This is a genomic window from Bradyrhizobium sp. CCBAU 45394 (assembly GCF_028128655.1).
GTDB classification, from domain to species: Bacteria; Pseudomonadota; Alphaproteobacteria; order Rhizobiales; family Xanthobacteraceae; genus Bradyrhizobium; species Bradyrhizobium diazoefficiens.
Window position 1 is genome coordinate 1 of record NZ_LBIX01000148.1, and the last position, 16954, is coordinate 16954.

Sequence of the window (16954 nt, forward strand, 5' to 3'; positions counted from 1 at the left end):
CTCACTCTGGCCAACGCTCAACTGTCCAGTTCAGCCCAATTCGGCTTATTAACGATCGACCGGATAACCAGGGCTTTTCCATCCGTAACTGCCTGCCGATCAGTACTTGGCTCAGTACTTGGCGACGACCGGGCCCGCCGTGAACTGGTAGTTGAAGCCAGCACGGAGGATATGGTCGCGGAATTTGACGTCGATGTCATTCCCTGTCCCGGCGAAGTAGGTCTTGGTGCCGAGATCGATGTAGAGATATTCTAGCTTCGCCGACCAGTTGGGTGCGAACTTCTTCTCCAGGCCTGCGCCGAGCGTCCAGCCCACCCGGGTCCGGCTTTCCGACACTGTCGCGCCGGTGGCCGATATGGGCGCGCCGACGGGGTCGTTGCCATCGAACGCCTGAAGCGTAAGCGTCGGCGTGCTCGAGAACTTGACCTCGCCGACCGCCAGACCGCCGGTGGCATAGAGCAGCAAGCTCGGATCAACGAGGAAGCCGCCTCGTCCACGGAAGGTTGCGAACCAGGGAAAATCGGTGCTGGTCGCCGTGGACGCCGTGACACCAAACCTGCCGATTCGGATCGTGCCTAGCACGTCGTTCGATCGCCCGCGTTCGCCGGTGCCTTGAATGTCGGCCTCGACGCCGACGACCCATTTCCGGTCCAGCTGCCAATTGTAGCCAACTTGGCCGCCGCCGAGGCCGCCATCCACGTTCTGCTTGGCCGTGCCGATGGATCCCGCGGGAAAGGGCGCGCCGATCACAGCCGTCGCGGTCGTCCTGCCCCAGCTATAGCCGCCGTTCAAACCCGCATAAAATCCCGTCCAGTTATAACCGGGATCGACGATCGGCGGCGCCTTCACATAGGGCCTCGCCGCCAGATCGGCGGCCATCGCGTTCGTCCCAACCAGCGAGGCCGCTGCCGCAATTCCCATCACAATCCGCTTCATAACTTCGCCCCTGCCACAAAAACCAAAATCTGGATGGGACCATACGCCTTCGGTTCCAGCGCGGCTGTCGCGCGGCGGCAACATTTGGAAACAATCGGATGACGCCAGGACTTGGACTGCGACGTCATCGACAAACTAAGCTTTTGATCTACTTATAGTTTAAGAGCGAATTTACCGTGATGCGGTTTTCGCCCGTTGCGTCCATCCGAAGTGGCCCAGCAGGCCATCGATCAGCGGCCAGAACAGAAGCAGAATCGCTAGCGTGGTAATCGACCCGACCAGCCCGTTCGCCCAGAACACTCTGAGGTCGCCGCCGGAGCCGATCATCGACAGGCGGAATGCGTCCTCGGCACGGTTGCCGAGGACGAGGGCGAGCGTAAACGGCGCCAGCGGAATTCCGATCTTCTTGAAGACGTAGCCAACGACGCCGAAGCCCAGCATCAGCCAGATGTCGAACATCGCGTTCTGGATCGCATAGGCGCCGATCGCGCAGGATACCACGATCATCGGCGCCACCGCCGCAAAGGGCACGCGCAGGATCGATGCGAAGATCGGCACCGTCGTTAGCACCAGCACGAGGCCGACGACGTTGCCGAGATACATCGAAGCGATCAAGCCCCAGACGAAATCCTTGTGCTCGACGAACAGCAGCGGCCCCGGATTGAGCCCCCATACCATCAACCCGCCGAGCAGGATCGCGGCTGTGCCGGAGCCGGGAATGCCGAGCGCCAGCATCGGCAGCAGCGCCGCGGTGCCGGAGGCGTGCGCCGCCGTTTCCGGCGCAAACACGCCCTCGATGCGACCCTTGCCAAAACTCTCCGGATCCTTGGAAAAGCGCTTGGCGAGATTGTAGCCCATGAAGGAGGCCGCGATCGCCCCGCCCGGGGTGATGCCGAGCCAGCAGCCGATGAAGGAGGAGCGCAGCAACGTCACCCAGTATTTCGGCAGGTCCTTCCAGACACCGAGCACGACGCGCAGCGAGATGCTTGCCGCGTGGCCGCGCAGTGCCAGCCGCTCCTCCATCGTCAGCAGGATCTCGCTGATTCCGAACAGGCCGATGACGGCGACGAGGAAGTTGATACCGCGCAAGAGCTCGGCCGAGCCGAAAGTCATGCGCAGATTGCCCGACACCGTGTCCATACCGATGCCGGCGAGCAGCAGCCCCAGCGACATCGAGATGACCGTCTTGTGCTTGGCCTCGCGCCCCAGGCCAACGAAGGAGCAGAAGGTGAGCAGATACACCGCGAAGAACTCGGGCGGGCCGAACTTCAACGCAAAGGACGAGATCATCGGCGCGAGGAAGGTGATCAGGAGCACTGCGACCAGCGAGCCGATGAAGGAGGACGTGAACGCCGCGGTCAGCGCCTCCGCCGCCCTGCCCTGCTGCGCCATCGGATAGCCGTCGAAGGTGGTCGCGACCGACCAGGCCTCGCCCGGGATGTTGAACAGGATCGAGGTGATCGCGCCGCCGAACAGCGCGCCCCAGTAGATACAGGACAGCATCACGATGGCGGAGGTCGGGTCCATCGTGAAGGTCAGCGGCAACAGGATCGCAACGCCGTTGGGGCCGCCGAGGCCCGGCAGCACGCCGACGAAGATGCCGAGCACCAGCCCGACCATCATCAGCACGAGCGTCTTCCACGTCAGCAGGACGGCGAAGCCGTGAAGCAGGAGACCGAGAGCTTCCATCGCGGGTCCGTCCTAGTGGCCGAAGGCCGCTTCGAGCGGCCCCTTCGGCATGATGACGTCGAAGGCGATGTCGAAGGTGACGAACATGATCGCCGTGAACAGGAAGGCGGTGAGCAGCGACTTCCACAGCGCGATCTTGCCGACGAGGCGCATGAAGGCCGCAATCAGCAAGAAGCTCGCGACATAGAGGCCGAGGAACTGCGTCACCAGACAGAACAGCAGCGTCGGCACGAACACCGCCATCACGCGGCGGGCCTGCGCGCGCGTGACGAAGCTTCCGGACGCCGCGCGGCGCGCGACGAGCGCCGCGATCAGGCCGTAGAGGCTGCCGCCGCCGAGGATGACGGAGAGATAGAACGGGAAATAGCCGGGCTCGGGCCCGGTTGCGTCCCAGGAAGCCCCGGTGCGCCAATTGTCGTAGCCGAGCGTGACGGCCAGCGCGAGCAGCAGGAGGCAGACAAGGATTTCGATCGTGCCTGAGCTGACGATGGAGGGCGAGTCCTCTTCAGGCGCGGTCGGATCGTCGACGACGATTTCTATATCGGTTTGGGACATGTGCTGCTTTGCAAAGCCGGAATGATGTCACCTCGCCCCCGCTTGCGGGGAGAGGCAGAGGTCGCATCCGCGGCCGTTTTCTAGGACGCCGAAGCAAAGCCTCGGCTATGGCGAAGCGCCGGGTGAGGGGGACTCTCGGCACGGACGGGGAAAGCTGGACTCGCCGAGACCGCCCCTCACCCCTGCCCTCCCCCGTAAGAACGGGGAGAGGGAAAAGAGAGACGGCTACTTCGCGACGAATCCGGCTTCGATCATCAGCGCCTTGTTGATGGCATCGTCCTCCTCGAGGAATTGCACCATGTCCTTGCCGGTGAGGAAGATCGGCTTCAACGCCTGTTTCTCCATGTAGTCCTTGTACTCGGCGGTCTGCGTCACCTTGTGGAACAGCTCGACATAGAAGGCCTGCTGCTCGGCCGTGACCTTGCCGGGCAGGAACATCGCGCGCAGCATCAGATACTGGACGTCGACGCCCTCCTCCTTGCAGGTCGGGATGTCGGCCCAGGACTGCGTGTCCGTCACCTTGCTGGTGTAGAAGATGCGCTCCTTGTCGAACACGCAGAGCGGACGCACCTGGCCGGCGCGCCAGACTTCGAGGTTTTCGCTGGGGTTGTTGACGTTGGCCTCGGTATGGTTGCCAACGAGCTGGGTCGCGGCCTCGCCGCCGGACTTGTAGGGCAGATAGGAGAATTTCGCGCCGGTCTTCTGCTCCAGGAACACGGTCAGCACGTGATCCTCGCGCTTGGAGCCGGTGCCGCCCATCTTGAACGGCGAGCTCGCCGCCTTCGCGGCCTCGACGAATTCCTTTACCGTCTTGGGACCGGCGCTGTTGTCCCACAGCACGAACTGGTCGAGCGCGATCACCGAAACCGGGGTCAGCTCACGCCAGTTGAACGGGATCTTCGCCGACATCGGCAGCATGTAGATCAGCGAATAGGCGATCAGCACCTTGTTGGGGTCGCCCTCGCTGGACTTCATGTACATCAGCGCTTCCGCGCCCGAGGCGCCGCCCTTGAGCGAGACGACCATCGGCTGCTTCATCAGATTGTTCTTCTGGATCGCGGCCTGCATCATTCGCGCCATCTGATCGGAAGCACCGCCCGCACCGGCCGCCACCACGATCTCGACCGGTTTGGTCGGTTCCCAGCCGGCAAAAGCCGGTGTGCCACAAAGCGCGGCCGCCAGCACGATCGTGGCCTTCATTCCATGTCCCACGTGCGTCTTCCCTAATTTCTTGTTCGGATTGGAAATTCAAAGATGAATTCAGCGCCATTGTGCTGGCGAATCCGGCTGGATTCAAGCCACGCGGCGCAACATTGCTTATGACTTTGGGATGAGAACAACTTATTCAAAAATTGAGTAGAATAAGTCAATTACTACATTGAGCAGCAAGCGCACGGTCCATGAGTGTCGTTGTGCCGGCGACAGAAACTTAGATGTTGATGAGGTCTGAGCAAGACCTGCGACCGCCCCCCTGATCCACGGAGTGTCGACGTCCGGAGGGGCTAGGGAGACGGTCGCTATGGGCGCGCGTGCGAAGGGTTAGGGCCCAGTTGCGAACAAATGATGACAAGTATCGGAGCCCATGCCGTCCGTTCGATCGAATTCAAGACGACAGCTTGACGAAAGAAAGAACGATGCGATACCCCGCCCCGCGCTGGACGCGGCATCACCGCAGTTCGCCGACAGCCTATTCGCAGATCTGTTAAAACCCCGAAGTGTCGGTTCGAGCGGCTTTGTCGAAGACAATAGTTGGTAGAAATATGCCGCAGCTTCTTTACATTAACGAGAGATTTGGCCACGACGCGACAATTGTCTTAGACAGCGGAGACGCCTGTTGGATCTCTGTTGGTAAAAAGGGAGTCCTAATACGGTCTCACAAGCATAGCTTCTGGGGCGGATTGCTGGGAGGCCTTTTTGGTCTGAAGCTCTATGAGGAGCGGGATGTCTACCAAGCGCTACAAATTGCGCAAGCTCTCACGGCAACGTATCGGTCGGTTCCACAAATTGGGTGCAAGGACGTGATACTGAAAGCTTTCTGTACAGCAGTTTGGCACTGCTCTTCACCCGCACGAGTCAAGGTCGCATTAAATGAGCCGGCGCGGCCCGAGGAGTAACGTTGCTGTCCGTCAGCTCCGCTTTTTAAGGCCAATTTTGGTTCCGTGCCCCGAAACGACCTACAGCCGAACAGCTCCCCGCATCAGCTTGTATACGTCTGTGCAATATCGTGCTTACGATTGTCTGGCCCAACCACACTCCTGAAATATGGGTGCAAGGGAGAGTGTTAGCTTGGATCGCAACCTCGAGCGGAGGAAAACGCGGTGGAGAGTGCAGTGGGGAGTGCCCGCCCGTGCCGCTGGCGGCATGGCAAGAGCAGCTGCGCTATCATGATGACGAGCGGCGGGGGATTGCTCGCAAGGCCGTTAAAGCCCGCTGGGCGCGACATTTGCCGCAGGCGGCGCATGAAGGCGTCATTCGATTTGGAGACATCGAGATTGAGGCTGCCGTTCTGAACGATGGGCAGCGAGTGATCACGTACAGTGGCTTCATGATGGGCTTAGGTCGCCCCTCCAACGGACGTCAGCATCACCGGGCGGCGTCAAACTGCCTTCTCTTTTGACATTGCAGAACCTAGAACCCTTCATCGGCGAAGACTTTGCTGTGATCGCTAAGCAGATTGAATTCCGCACTAAGCAAGGCGCTAAGGCGTTCGGCTACTCAGCGAACTTGCTTCCGGAGGTCTGTGATGTCTTTGCGCGCACCCAACGCGCCGGAGTCCTAAACGCCACCCAGCGTTACATCGCTGACCGCGTATGAATTATAGCAGAGCAGCTCCAAGGCTCTGGTACGCTACGCCTCATTGATAAAGCTATGGGTTATCAAAAAGTTAGTGAGAAATAGGCGCAGCAAAGGGCCTGAACGCCAATCGGCCCAGGAACTCCCGGACGGGAACAGCGGGCTTCGAGAGTTGCAGTATCAATCTGGTTTTTACTTACCCTTCCAGACCGGCGTCCGCTTGTTGAGGAAGGCGTCCATGCCCTCGCGGAAATCTTCGCTCATATAGGCCTTGAGGATCAGGTCCTCACCCTCTTCGCGCGACAGCGTACGGCGGATGCGGCGGACCGCTTCCTTGGTCGCCTCGAGCGTGAGCGGCGCGTGGCTTGCGACAAGCTTTGCGGTCTCGTCGGCGCGACGCTGAAGCGTCTCGGCGTCGGGCACGACCTCGTTGAGCAGGCCGAGGGCGAGCGCTTCCGGCGCCTCGACCAGCCGCGCCTTGAAGATCAGATCCTTGGTGCGGGCAGGTCCCACCAGTGCGACGACGCGGCTGATGTTGGACATCGACAGGCAGTTGCCGAGCGTACGCGCGATCGGAAAGCCCATTCGCGTCGTCTCAGTCCCGATGCGGAGGTCGCAGCAGGCCGCAATGCCGGCGCCGCCGCCGGTGCAGGCGCCGGCGATCGCCGCGATCACGGGCACGCGGCACTGCTCGAGCGTGCCGAGCACGCGGTCGATGCGGGCCTCGTAATCGAGTGGATCCTGCGCGGTCTTGAACGCGCGGAATTGCGAGATGTCGGTGCCGGAGGCGAACGCCTTGTCGCCGGCGCCGGTCAGGATCAGCGCCTTGATCGAGCGGTCGGCGTTGATCTCAAGGCAGATCTCCGCCATGCGGTCATACATGGCGAAGGTCATTGCGTTGCGCGCCTGAGGGCGGTTGAAGGTGATCCGCGCGATGCCGTCCTGGACGGAGTAGAGCAGGTCTTCGTTGGTCGTCGTCGGTGCGTTCATCGCGCGCTCACTTTCCAGGTTAGTTCAGGCCACCTGCGCCTTCTAAGCTACTTGGGCCTTGGCCATCGGCACCACATCGCGTCCCTTCAGGACGTCCATGGCCGCCAACACGCCGCCGCTCCGGTGCGGAATCTTTGCAAGATCCAGGCCCATCTCGACGCCGGCGAGCGTGCCCATCAGCATCAGATCGTTGAAATGGCCGATATGGCCGATGCGGAACACCTTGCCCTTGACCTTGTTCAGGCCCGTGCCGAGCGACATGTCGAAGTTTTCCAGCACCACCTTGCGGAAGGCGTCGGCGTCGTGTCCATCCGGCACGCGCACGCCGGTCAGCGCAGGGGAATGCGCGGCAGGATCGGCGCACTGCGTTTCCAAGCCCCAGACCTTGACCGCGGCGCGGGTCGCCGCGCTGTGGCGCTTGTGGCGGGTCCAGACGTTCTCCAGCCCTTCCTCTTCCAGCATCTTGACCGCTTCGCGCAAGCCGTAGAGCAGATTGGTCGCGGGCGTATAGGGGAAGGTGCCGAGCTTGTTGAAGCTGATGACCTCCTGCCAGTCCCAATAGGAGCGCATGCCCGGGTTGGCCTTGGCAACGGCGAGCGCCTTCTCCGAGACGGCGTTGAAGCCGAGGCCGGGCGGCAGCATCAGGCCCTTCTGGGAGCCTGCGACCGAGACGTCGATACCCCAGGCGTCGTGCTCGTATTCCATCGAGCCGAGGCCGGAGATGGTGTCGACCATCAGCAGCGCCGGATGCTTGACGCGGTCGAGCAGCTTGCGCACCTCCAACGGCGGCGTCACGCAGCCGGTCGAGGTCTCGTTGTGCACGACGCAGACCGCCTTGATCGTGTGCTGCTTGTCGGCGGCAAGGCGCTGCTCGATCTCGGCGAGATCGGCACCATGGCGCCAGTCGCTCGGGATGAAGTCGACGTCGAGCTTGAACTTGTCGGCGATGCCGCGCCACAGCACGGCGAACTGGCCGGTCTCGCACATCAGGACCTTGTCGCCGGGCGAAAACACGTTGACCATCGCCGCTTCCCATGCGCCGGTGCCGGACGAGGGGAAGATGATCACGGGCTGCTTGGTGCGGAACACGCGCTGCATCGCGGCAAGCACGCCGAAGCCGAGCTCGGCGAACTCCGGACCGCGATGGTCCAGCGTCGGCATGTCCATCGCCCGCAGCACGCGGTCGGGCACGTTGGTCGGTCCTGGAATCTGTAGGAAATGCCTTCCAGTATGCACGGTCATCGGCGTCCTTCCCGGTCTTGCCTTGATTTTGATGGCCGCCGAATAGCACCATTTGACCGGCTTGTCCCCTCTCCTTAAGGCCCCTCCCATGCATCGGCGGCGGGCCTCCGCCGCCCCCTATTCCGCGGCCACCACCTTTCCGGACGGCAGCCTCCCCTCGACCTCCGCGAACGGACGCTCTGGATGCATCAGGAAGGCGGAAAAGCCGCCGAGCAGCAGCAGCCCCATCGACATCAGGAACGGCAGGTACCAGTTGCCGGTCACGTCGATCACGAAGCCCGCGACCAGCGGGGAGACGATGGCCGCGAAGGCCGAGCCGGTGTTCATGATTCCCGAGGCGGTCCCGGAATATTTCGGGGCGATGTCCATCGGGATCGACCACATCGGACCGATCACCAGTTCAGCGCAGAAGAAGCCGGCCGACAGGCACAGCGCGACGATGGTGATGTCGTGGACGAACAGGATCGGAAACAGCGAGAGCAGCGCCCCCGCAAATCCCGCAACGGTGACGCTGAGCCGCGCCAAGCGGACATTGCCGGTGCGGTCGAGGATCTTGTCAGACAGCACACCGCCGACGCTGTCACCGACCACGCCGGCGAAGAAGACGCCGGAGGCGAACAGCGCCGAGTTCTTGATGTCGAGACTGTAGTTGTTCTTGAAGAACAGCGGCAGCCAGTTGAGGTACAGCCACAGGCACCAGCCGTAGCAGAAATAGGTCAGCGTCACCGGCCACATCCGGCCGAGCAACGGTCCCCACGGCACGCGCGGCCGCTCACCGGTCGGGCGCGGCGGCAGCGCGGCGAGCTCGGCTTCGGTGATGGAGGCATGCTCTTTCGGCTCGTTGCGGAAGTACCAGACCCAGATCACGCCCCAGACGAGGCTAACGAAGCCGAGCACGACGAAGGCGCCGCGCCAGGTCAGCCAGAGGATCAACAGCGCCACCACGGGCGGCGTCACGGCATTGCCGAGCCGGGCGAAGGAATGGGTGAGGCCTTGCGCGAAGCCACGGCGGTTCGCCGGCGTCCAGTATTGCATTGCGCGCGTCGCGGTCGGGAACGTCGCGCCCTCGCCGAAGCCGAGCGCGAAACGCGCGACGAACAGCGCGGCAAGACCGTTGACGAAGCCGGTCATGATGGTCGCGGCCGCCCAGATCATGCCGCACCAGAACAGCGTCTTGCGCGGGCCGAAATGATCGCCGACCCAGCCGCCGATCACCTGGAACAGCAGATAGGGATAGGCGAAGGCGGAGAAGACGAAGCCGAGCTGGGTGTTCGAGAGGCCCAGCTCCTTCTGGATCTCGCTCGCCGCAGTGCCGATGTTCACCCGGTCGACATAGGTGATGAAGTACATCGCGCAGAGCATCGCCAAGACGACATGCGTGGCCTTGAACCGAATTCCCATCTCCACCCTCGCTGATTGCTTTTTATGATTGGCCTTGCGTGTCCCGCGCGATCTAGGTGCCGACCCCTTTCAGATGCGGCGATGCGTTGCCCTGCGGGCGCTGCTCCAACAGCTTCATCGCGACATCGACGCCGCCCGAGCGATGCGGCACGCCGGCAACCGACAGGCCCATCTCCACGCCGGTGAGCGCGCCGAGCAGGGTGAGCGCGTTGCATTCGCCGAGATGGCCGATGCGGAAGACCTTTCCGGCGACCTTCGAGAGCCCGGAGCCGAGCGACATGTTGTAATTGTCGAGCACGACTTTCCTGAACTGATCGGCGTCATGGCCCGGCGGCATCAGCACGGCCGTGAGCACCGGCGAGAACTCTGAAGGCTCCTGGCAGAGCACTTCGAGGCCCCAATGATTGACGGCGGCGCGGGTCGCGGCAGCTAACCGCTGATGCCGGGCGAAGACGTTGTCGAGCCCCTCTTCGAGCAGCATCGTGATCGCCTCGCGCAGGCCGTAAAGCAGATTGGTCGCCGGCGTGTAGGGGAAGAAGCCTTTTGCGTTCGGCTTCAGCATCTCCTCCCAGTCGAAATAGGAGCGCGGCATCTTGTTGGTCTTCGCCGCTGCACGCGCCTTCTCCGAGATCGCGTTGAAGCCGAGGCCGGGCGGCAGCATAAAGCCCTTCTGCGAGCAGCTGACGCTGACGTCGACCTTCCACTCGTCGTGGCGGTAGTCGACCGAGCCGAGCGAGGAGATGGTGTCGACCATAAGTAGCGCGGGATGCGAGGCGCGATCGATCGCGGCGCGGATCTCGGCGATGCGGCAGGTCGCGCCGGTCGAGGTCTCGTTGTGCACGACCATCACGGCCTTGATCGCGCGCGCCTTGTCCTCGGTGAGCTTCGCCTCGATCAAGGCGGGGTCGGCGCCACGCCGCCAGTCGCCGGGCACGAAATCGACCTCGATGCCGAAACGGCTGGCCATCTGCCGCCACAGGGTGGCGAAATGGCCGGTCTCGACCATCAGCACCCGGTCGCCCGGCGACAGCGTGTTGACGATCGCGGCCTCCCAGGCGCCGGTCCCCGACGAGGGGAAGATGATGACCGGACCCCTGGTCTGGAAGATTTTCTGACTGCCCTCGAGGACGGTCCGGCCGAGCTCGCCGAATTCGGCGCTCCGGTGGTCGATCACAGGCATGTCCATGGCGCGCAGGACGCGCTCGGGGACCGGGCTTGGGCCCGGAATCTGAAGGAAATGGCGTCCCTGATGCATGAAACCTCCCTGTCGGCGAATTCTGCCGGCTCTGCAGGTTATTTTGCATTCATTTTTTGTCATTTCAATCGAATTTTGGTATTCGATTGTGGACGTCGACGCGACCAGACGGGCAAACTACTGTGCTGCAAATGAAATCCACGATTCCCGACACTGGGGTTCCGATCACCCCGCCCGCCACAAATGGCGGCGACCGCCAGGAGGCCTCGCTCCATGGCGAGATCCTGCTGCGGCTGCGCGACTACGTGGTCGAAGGCAACATTCCCGACGGCGCGCGCGTTCCCGAGCGCCAGCTCTGCGAGATGCTCGGCATCTCCCGCACGCCCTTGCGTGAAGCGCTAAAGGTCCTTGCCGCCGAGGGGCTGATCGAGCTGCTGCCCAACCGCGGCGCTCGCGTCCGCCAGCTCAGCCAGCGCGACCTGGAAGAGCTGTTCGACGTCATGGCGGGACTGGAAAGCCTCGCCGGACGCCTTGCCTGCGAGGCCATTACGGATGAGGAAATCACCGCGATCGAGCAGCTGCATTACGAGATGTACGGCCACTATCTGCACCGCGACATGCACGGCTATTTCCAGACCAACCAGCGCATCCACGAGAGCATCGTCGCAGCCGCGCGCAACGAGACGCTGAAGACCGCCTACGCCAATTTCGCGGGAAGGATCCGCCGCGTCCGCTACTCCGCCAATTTCGCCCGCAAGCGGCAGCGCTGGGCGGAAGCCATGCGCGAGCACGAGGCCATCCTCGATGCGCTGCGCCGCCGCGCCGGCAGCGAACTCAGCGACATCCTGTTCCAGCACCTGCGCAACAAGCGGACGGCCGCGATCGAGCACCTGACCGAGCCCCAAGAGGACGCGCCGGCCTCGCCCTGACGGGCGGCCGGCTTGCTCATTTTGAATTCATAATATAATCGGTCGTGAACAATAATGAATAACTCAGCAAGGCTGAGCTTCGCTGGGTCAGTCCGGGATCAGGGATGACAAACGCCTCCTCGCTCGAACGGCGCCTGCGGTCGGAATTGACCGGCGACGTCCTGTTCGACCGCTTCAGCCGCGGCCGCTACGCCACCGACGCCTCGTTCTACCAGATCGTGCCGGCGGGCGTGGTCGTGCCCAAGACCATGGACGAGGCGCTGCGGGCCCTGGCGATCGCCCGCGACGAGGGCCGCAAGGTCACCCCGCGCGGCGGCGGCACCTCGCAATGCGGCCAGACCGTCAATGACGGCCTCGTCGTCGACCTCTCCAAGCATCTCAACCGCATCCTGTCGCTCGACGTCGAGGGCCGCACCTGCGTGGTCGAGCCCGGCATCGTGCTCGACGACCTCAACCGCCAGCTCAAAAAGCACGGCCTGTGGTTTCCGGTCGACGTCTCCACCGCCTCGCGCGCCACCATCGGCGGCATGGCCGGCAACAATTCCTGCGGCGGCCGCAGCTTGCGCTACGGCACCATGCGCGACAACACGCTGTCGATGGAGGCGGCGCTTGCCGACGGCACGCTCAGCCGCTTCGGCGAGGTGTCGCGCGATCTCTCCGACGTCGAGGCCAGCGACAGCGCGCGCGCCCTGTTCCGCGACATGCTCGATCTCGGCACCCGCGAGGCCGATGAGATCGCCGCGCGCTTTCCAAAGGTGCAGCGCCGCGTCGGCGGCTACAATCTCGATGCGCTGGTGCCGCGCAACGCGCCGAACAACATGGCGCACCTGCTGGTCGGCTCCGAAGGCACCCTCGCCTTCACCACCAAGGTCGAGCTGAAGCTCTGGCCCGTCATCCGTAACAAGGCGCTGGGCGTCTGCCATTTCGGCAGCTTCTACGAGGCGATGGATGCGGCCCAACATCTCGTCAAACTCAAGCCGATCGCGGTCGAGCTGGTCGACCGCACCATGATCGCGCTCGGCCGCGACATCGCGATGTTCAGGCCGATCATCTCGGCCGCGATCAAGGGCGATCCGGACGCCGTGCTGGTGGTCGAGTTCGCCGAAGAGAATCAGGCGGACAATCTCCTGCGCCTGAAGCAGCTCAACGAGCTGATGGGCGATCTCGGCCTCGGCTGGAATAACGACACGCGCAAATGGGGCGGCGTGGTCGAGATCACCGAGCCGGCGCTGCAGAGCGGCATCGCCGATTTCCGCGCCGCCGGCCTCAACGTCATGATGTCGATGAAGCAGGAGGGCAAGCCGGTCTCCTTCGTCGAGGACTGCGCGGTGCCGTTGCCCCATCTCGCCGACTACACCGCGCGGCTGAACGAGGTTTTCGCAAAACACGGCACCAGCGGCACGATGTATGCGCATGCCTCCGAGGGCTGCCTGCATGTGCGCCCGGTGCTGAATTTGAAGCTGGAGAAGGACGTCAAGGCGATGCGCGCCATCGCGGAGGAAGCCTTCGCGCTGGTGCGCGAGTACAAGGGCTCGCATTCCGGCGAGCACGGCGACGGCCTGGTGCGCTCGGAATTCCACGAGACGATGTTCGGCGAACGCCTCGTTGCCGATTTCAGGGAGGTGAAGCAGCGCTTCGATCCCGATGGCGTCCTCAATCCCGGCAAGATCGTCGATGCGCCCAGGATGGACGACCGCTCGCTGTTCCGCTTCAAACCGGACTATCGCGTCGCTGACTTCAAGACGAAACTCGACTGGTCCGCCTATCCCGGCGCCGGCGGCGGTTTCCAGGGCGCGGTCGAGATGTGCAACAACAACGGCGCCTGCCGCAAGCTCGAGGGCGGCGTGATGTGCCCGTCCTACCGCGCGACGCGCAACGAGAAAGACGTGACGCGGGGGCGCGCCAACACCTTGCGGCTCGCGATCTCCGGCCAGCTCGGCCCGAACGCGCTGTCCTCGGACGAGATGATTGAGACGCTCAAACTCTGCGTCTCCTGCAAGGCTTGCCGCCACGAATGCCCGACCGGCGTTGACATGGCCAAGATGAAGATCGAGGTGCTCGCCGCCCGCGCAGCCACCCACGGCCTGACGCTGCGCGACCGCCTGGTGGGCTATCTCCCGCGCTATGCCGGCCTCGCCTCGCGCTTCGCGCCGCTCGCGAATTTGCGCAATCACAGCCCGTTGCTGCAAAAACTGTTCGAGCGCTTTGCCGGCATCAGCGCGCGCCGGGCGCTACCCGCCTTCCGCAGCGACGTGTTCGCGCCGCCTGCGGAAACGGTCGGCCCGGAGAGCGGTCGCGAGGTCGTGCTGTTCGCCGATACGTTCAATCGCATCTATGAGCGCGAAAATCTCGATGCCGCGCTGCGCGTGCTCGCGGCCGGCGGTTATCGCGTGCATCTGCCCAGGCCCGCGGGTGGCAGTCGCCCGCTCTGCTGCGGCCGCACCTTCCTCTCCGCGGGTCTCGTCGACGAGGCCAGGTCCGAGCTGGACCGGCTGGTGGCCGCCTTCGCGCCCTTCGCCGCGCGTGGCGTGCCGATCGTCGGTCTCGAGCCTAGCTGCCTGCTGACGCTGCGCGACGAGCTTTCGTCGCTGCGCAAGGACGATGACGCCAAGGCCATCAGTGCCCATGCGCTGACCTTCGAGGAATTCCTGGTGCGCGAAGCCCAGGCCGGCCGGCTGCAACTGCCGCTCGGTACCGTCGCCGACAAGGCCGTGGTGCACGGCCATTGCCACCAAAAATCCTTCGGCGCCTTCAGGCCAGTCGAGCAGGTGCTGCGGCTCGTTCCCGGCCTTGAGGTCGAGACCATCGAGTCCAGCTGTTGCGGCATGGCGGGCGCCTTCGGCTATGGCGCTGAGACCTATGACGCCTCGATGGAGATGGCCGAGCTGTCGCTGCTGCCCGCCGTGCGGCGCGCAGACGAGGCGACGCTGGTCGTCGCCGACGGCACTTCCTGCCGGCACCAGATCCACGACGGCACAAAGCGCGAAGCGCTTCACGTCGCGCGCGTGCTGGCGATGAGCCTCGATCGCGCCAAGACCAATTCCCCTTCTCCAGCTGCAAAGGAACCCAACCATGGCTGAACTGACGCTCGACACCGCCCGTAAGATCCTCGACGCCGCCTTCGCAAAGTCCACCGAGCTGAAGCTGAAGCCGCTCGTCGTCACCGTCCTGGACGCGCGCGGTGTGCTCAAGATCGCAGCAGCCCAGGACGGCACCAGCCTGATGCGCGCCGAGATCGCGCACGGCAAGGCCTATGGCGCCCTCGCCATGGGCATGGGTTCGCGCGCGCTGTACCAGCGCGCGCAGGAGCAGACCTATTTCATCGACTCCGTGAACACGATTGCCAAGGGCGCGCTGGTGCCGGTCCCCGGCGGCGTGCTGATCATGGACGGCACAACGCTGCTCGGCGCCGTCGGCGTGTCCGGCGACACCTCCGACAATGACGAAGCCTGTGCCATAGCCGGCATCGAGGCCGCGGGGCTAGACGCCAAACCGGGATAGCGCGCGCCCGCTTCGTACGCCAAGCACAAGAATGCGTCTATGCCGAAAGTTGCCTGCCGGTTGAGGGAAAACACGATAAGCAGCTCACGCCCCGCTACTGGGCAGCCCGACCGCCCGGCACGGCATGGCGGGAGGTTGCCGCCGGCGGGCAGGTTCGGACCATCGATAGGGGCCGCGATCTCGAAAACCACGCTTGTCTCGTCACTAAGACCCGCCGTGTGAGAATTACGGACCGGCTGAAGAAGCTCACCTGTCGAAGTCTGCCAGAGTGTTGGTAGTGGCCGACTGCAGTGTCCTAACCGTACGCCACCGGCACATTCGTCTGAATCGCGGCCACGCCAACCTATCTCTATCCTCTCCACCGCAGTCGCGCGGCGCACCGGGCACGAACTCTCCTGTTGGGATAAGCCTCCACCAGAGGATCCGTTGTCTATGACCGTCGTGGCATGGAAACCGCAGCCGGCGGACGTTTGCTTGGACTTTAGATTGCGATCGGGAGCACCGATTGCAAGCGTCTGCGGCACAGCGGCCAAGCCAAGTGGAATCCAGCCAATCCAAAGTCAGCGCTTGGCCGCGCTGCCAGCTAACTCCATCGCTAAATCTAAAGCTGCGATCCCGATTTGGTCTGCAGGATGCGATTTGCAGCGTCGATCCATCCAACCGACGATCGCGGCGAAATCGCCGCCACCTACAATTTCCCTATCACCACTAACATTTAGTCCGCTAATAAAGCCAACGACCCAAGATTCAAAAGCGCCCTTGACAACGGCGCTCTTGGCTCTGTTCGTCCAGGCCGTGCACGATTGAGACCCAGCACCGACAATCGTAGCGCCGGCCCCGAGTGGATTTGTCGGCAGCAGCAACAAGGCGACTAACACTAACAACCTCAGCATCTGATCGGTGACCTATCGCTAGAAGCAACCTACTGATCTATAGCGCATCTGCCAGTCTTATCGATTGGCCGTTCTGGGCCGCGAGAACGGCGATCCGATCGTAAATTTACTCGGCAACCGGCCCCGAAGGCGTCTCCAGCCCGCCTCGATTGGCGCGACGTCCTGCTCCACCTGAGCGATCGAGGACTGGCGATGCGGTTGCTGTCGCTCGAGTAAAGCAGAAAATGGGCCTGCGTGGCATCCTAGTCTATTGCCATTGCGGCCATCATGTTGCTCTGAGCACTGATCGCTGGTCGGATGATGTTCGGTCATCAGCCGCTCAATTTCGTCACGGGCGGCCTGTCGGGCGCGCCCGAGCGCTTGGAAGAACTGCTCGGAGGAAATGTCGGTTCGACCGTAAAGCTCACCAGCAGAATCCGCTGGCCGTTCTATGGGCGAGTTTGCAAGTGGCGTGCTATACACGCTGTCAGCCTTGGCATCTTGAAAACCCTTTATGGTGCAGGTTAGGCCGAGCGGAATTGCAACTTCCGTTTCGGCTCGATTTTCTGTAAACTGAAAATATGAAGAAATCAATTTCCGTAAACAAAAAATCTCGAGGGCGTCCGAAGAAGGCTGGTGGGGTCTATCCCGTCTCCGCTGTCCGATTGTCGCCCGATGTCGCTACTGCCGTCGACAAATGGGCCAGCGCACAGGCGGACCTTCCCTCACGCTCCGAAGCCATCCGCCGGCTGGTCAAGATTGGGCTGAAAGCAAAAAAATGAACTTGTTGCGACGCGGCCTTTTTTGATTTGAGCATCATGATAAACGTCACCGGAACTACTCGATTCTAG

At 63.0% G+C, this 16954-nt stretch carries 12 protein-coding genes; 4 read left to right on the forward strand and 8 right to left on the reverse strand.

Annotated elements, in window-relative coordinates; genetic code table 11:
• Positions 1-111: 111 nt before the first annotated feature.
• From WN73_RS15225 to WN73_RS15240, 4 genes are all read right to left on the reverse strand, one after another.
• A complete protein-coding gene (locus tag WN73_RS15225) occupies positions 112-1020 on the reverse strand; it encodes an outer membrane protein (protein WP_244647611.1) in 909 nt (302 codons plus the stop codon).
• Between the two features lie 87 nt (positions 1021-1107).
• Positions 1108-2625 (reverse strand): tripartite tricarboxylate transporter permease, encoded by a 1518-nt coding sequence (locus tag WN73_RS15230; RefSeq protein ID WP_028173162.1) that lies wholly within the window; start codon positions 2623-2625, stop codon positions 1108-1110.
• A 12-nt stretch (positions 2626-2637) separates the two neighbouring features.
• Positions 2638-3180, reverse strand: coding sequence for a tripartite tricarboxylate transporter TctB family protein (locus tag WN73_RS15235; RefSeq protein WP_097532284.1), 543 nt, complete (start codon positions 3178-3180; stop codon positions 2638-2640).
• A 225-nt stretch (positions 3181-3405) separates the two neighbouring features.
• Positions 3406-4380, reverse strand: a complete 975-nt coding sequence (locus tag WN73_RS15240; protein WP_271553551.1) for a Bug family tripartite tricarboxylate transporter substrate binding protein — start codon at positions 4378-4380, stop codon at positions 3406-3408.
• Between the two features lie 1147 nt (positions 4381-5527).
• Here WN73_RS15240 and WN73_RS15245 point away from each other — a divergent pair.
• Complete coding sequence (locus tag WN73_RS15245) at positions 5528-5797, forward strand: hypothetical protein (RefSeq protein WP_271553553.1); 270 nt, start codon at positions 5528-5530, stop codon at positions 5795-5797.
• Positions 5798-6165: 368 nt separating this feature from the next.
• Here WN73_RS15245 and WN73_RS15250 read toward each other — a convergent pair whose 3' ends face one another.
• The 4 genes from WN73_RS15250 to WN73_RS15265 all read right to left on the reverse strand — a co-directional run bounded on the left by WN73_RS15250 (position 6166) and on the right by WN73_RS15265 (position 10861).
• The gene (locus WN73_RS15250) at positions 6166-6963 is read right to left on the reverse strand and encodes an enoyl-CoA hydratase/isomerase family protein (protein WP_271553554.1); all 798 of its coding nucleotides are present in this window, start codon (positions 6961-6963) and stop codon (positions 6166-6168) included.
• A gap of 42 nt (positions 6964-7005) precedes the next feature.
• Positions 7006-8205: a pyridoxal-phosphate-dependent aminotransferase family protein gene (locus WN73_RS15255; RefSeq protein WP_028173158.1), complete on the reverse strand. Its 1200-nt coding sequence runs from the start codon at positions 8203-8205 to the stop codon at positions 7006-7008.
• A gap of 117 nt (positions 8206-8322) precedes the next feature.
• Positions 8323-9606 (reverse strand): MFS transporter, encoded by a 1284-nt coding sequence (locus tag WN73_RS15260; protein ID WP_271553555.1) that lies wholly within the window; start codon positions 9604-9606, stop codon positions 8323-8325.
• A 52-nt stretch (positions 9607-9658) separates the two neighbouring features.
• The gene (locus tag WN73_RS15265; RefSeq protein ID WP_271553556.1) at positions 9659-10861 is read right to left on the reverse strand and encodes a pyridoxal-phosphate-dependent aminotransferase family protein; all 1203 of its coding nucleotides are present in this window, start codon (positions 10859-10861) and stop codon (positions 9659-9661) included.
• Positions 10862-10992: 131 nt separating this feature from the next.
• On the opposite strand from WN73_RS15265, the gene WN73_RS15270 reads away from it, so the two are divergent.
• The 3 genes from WN73_RS15270 (at position 10993) to WN73_RS15280 (ending at position 15231) form a co-directional block, all read left to right on the forward strand.
• Positions 10993-11730 carry a GntR family transcriptional regulator gene (locus WN73_RS15270; protein ID WP_271553557.1) on the forward strand — a complete coding sequence of 246 codons (738 nt, stop codon included), beginning with the start codon at positions 10993-10995 and terminating at the stop codon, positions 11728-11730.
• Positions 11731-11834: 104 nt separating this feature from the next.
• A complete protein-coding gene (locus tag WN73_RS15275; RefSeq protein WP_271553558.1) occupies positions 11835-14810 on the forward strand; it encodes an FAD-binding and (Fe-S)-binding domain-containing protein in 2976 nt (991 codons plus the stop codon).
• On the forward strand, positions 14803-15231 hold the full coding sequence (locus WN73_RS15280) for a GlcG/HbpS family heme-binding protein (RefSeq protein ID WP_271553559.1): 429 nt from the start codon (positions 14803-14805) through the stop codon (positions 15229-15231). Before WN73_RS15275 ends, WN73_RS15280 begins: the two co-directional genes overlap by 8 nt.
• Positions 15232-16954: the final 1723 nt, after the last annotated feature.

What these genes read in the sequence shown, in the direction of transcription:
- WN73_RS15235 (WP_097532284.1), bottom strand. Translation starts at nt 3,180, where the DNA reads ATGTCCCAAACCGATATAGAAATCGTCGTCGACGATCCGACCGCGCCT.
- WN73_RS15230 (WP_028173162.1), bottom strand. Translation starts at nt 2,625, where the DNA reads ATGGAAGCTCTCGGTCTCCTGCTTCACGGCTTCGCCGTCCTGCTGACG.
- WN73_RS15275 (WP_271553558.1), top strand. Translation starts at nt 11,835, where the DNA reads ATGACAAACGCCTCCTCGCTCGAACGGCGCCTGCGGTCGGAATTGACC.
- WN73_RS15255 (WP_028173158.1), bottom strand. Translation starts at nt 8,205, where the DNA reads ATGACCGTGCATACTGGAAGGCATTTCCTACAGATTCCAGGACCGACC.
- WN73_RS15240 (WP_271553551.1), bottom strand. Translation starts at nt 4,380, where the DNA reads ATGAAGGCCACGATCGTGCTGGCGGCCGCGCTTTGTGGCACACCGGCT.
- WN73_RS15260 (WP_271553555.1), bottom strand. Translation starts at nt 9,606, where the DNA reads ATGGGAATTCGGTTCAAGGCCACGCATGTCGTCTTGGCGATGCTCTGC.
- WN73_RS15280 (WP_271553559.1), top strand. Translation starts at nt 14,803, where the DNA reads ATGGCTGAACTGACGCTCGACACCGCCCGTAAGATCCTCGACGCCGCC.
- WN73_RS15250 (WP_271553554.1), bottom strand. Translation starts at nt 6,963, where the DNA reads ATGAACGCACCGACGACGACCAACGAAGACCTGCTCTACTCCGTCCAG.
- WN73_RS15225 (WP_244647611.1), bottom strand. Translation starts at nt 1,020, where the DNA reads ATGTTGCCGCCGCGCGACAGCCGCGCTGGAACCGAAGGCGTATGGTCC.
- WN73_RS15270 (WP_271553557.1), top strand. Translation starts at nt 10,993, where the DNA reads ATGAAATCCACGATTCCCGACACTGGGGTTCCGATCACCCCGCCCGCC.
- WN73_RS15265 (WP_271553556.1), bottom strand. Translation starts at nt 10,861, where the DNA reads ATGCATCAGGGACGCCATTTCCTTCAGATTCCGGGCCCAAGCCCGGTC.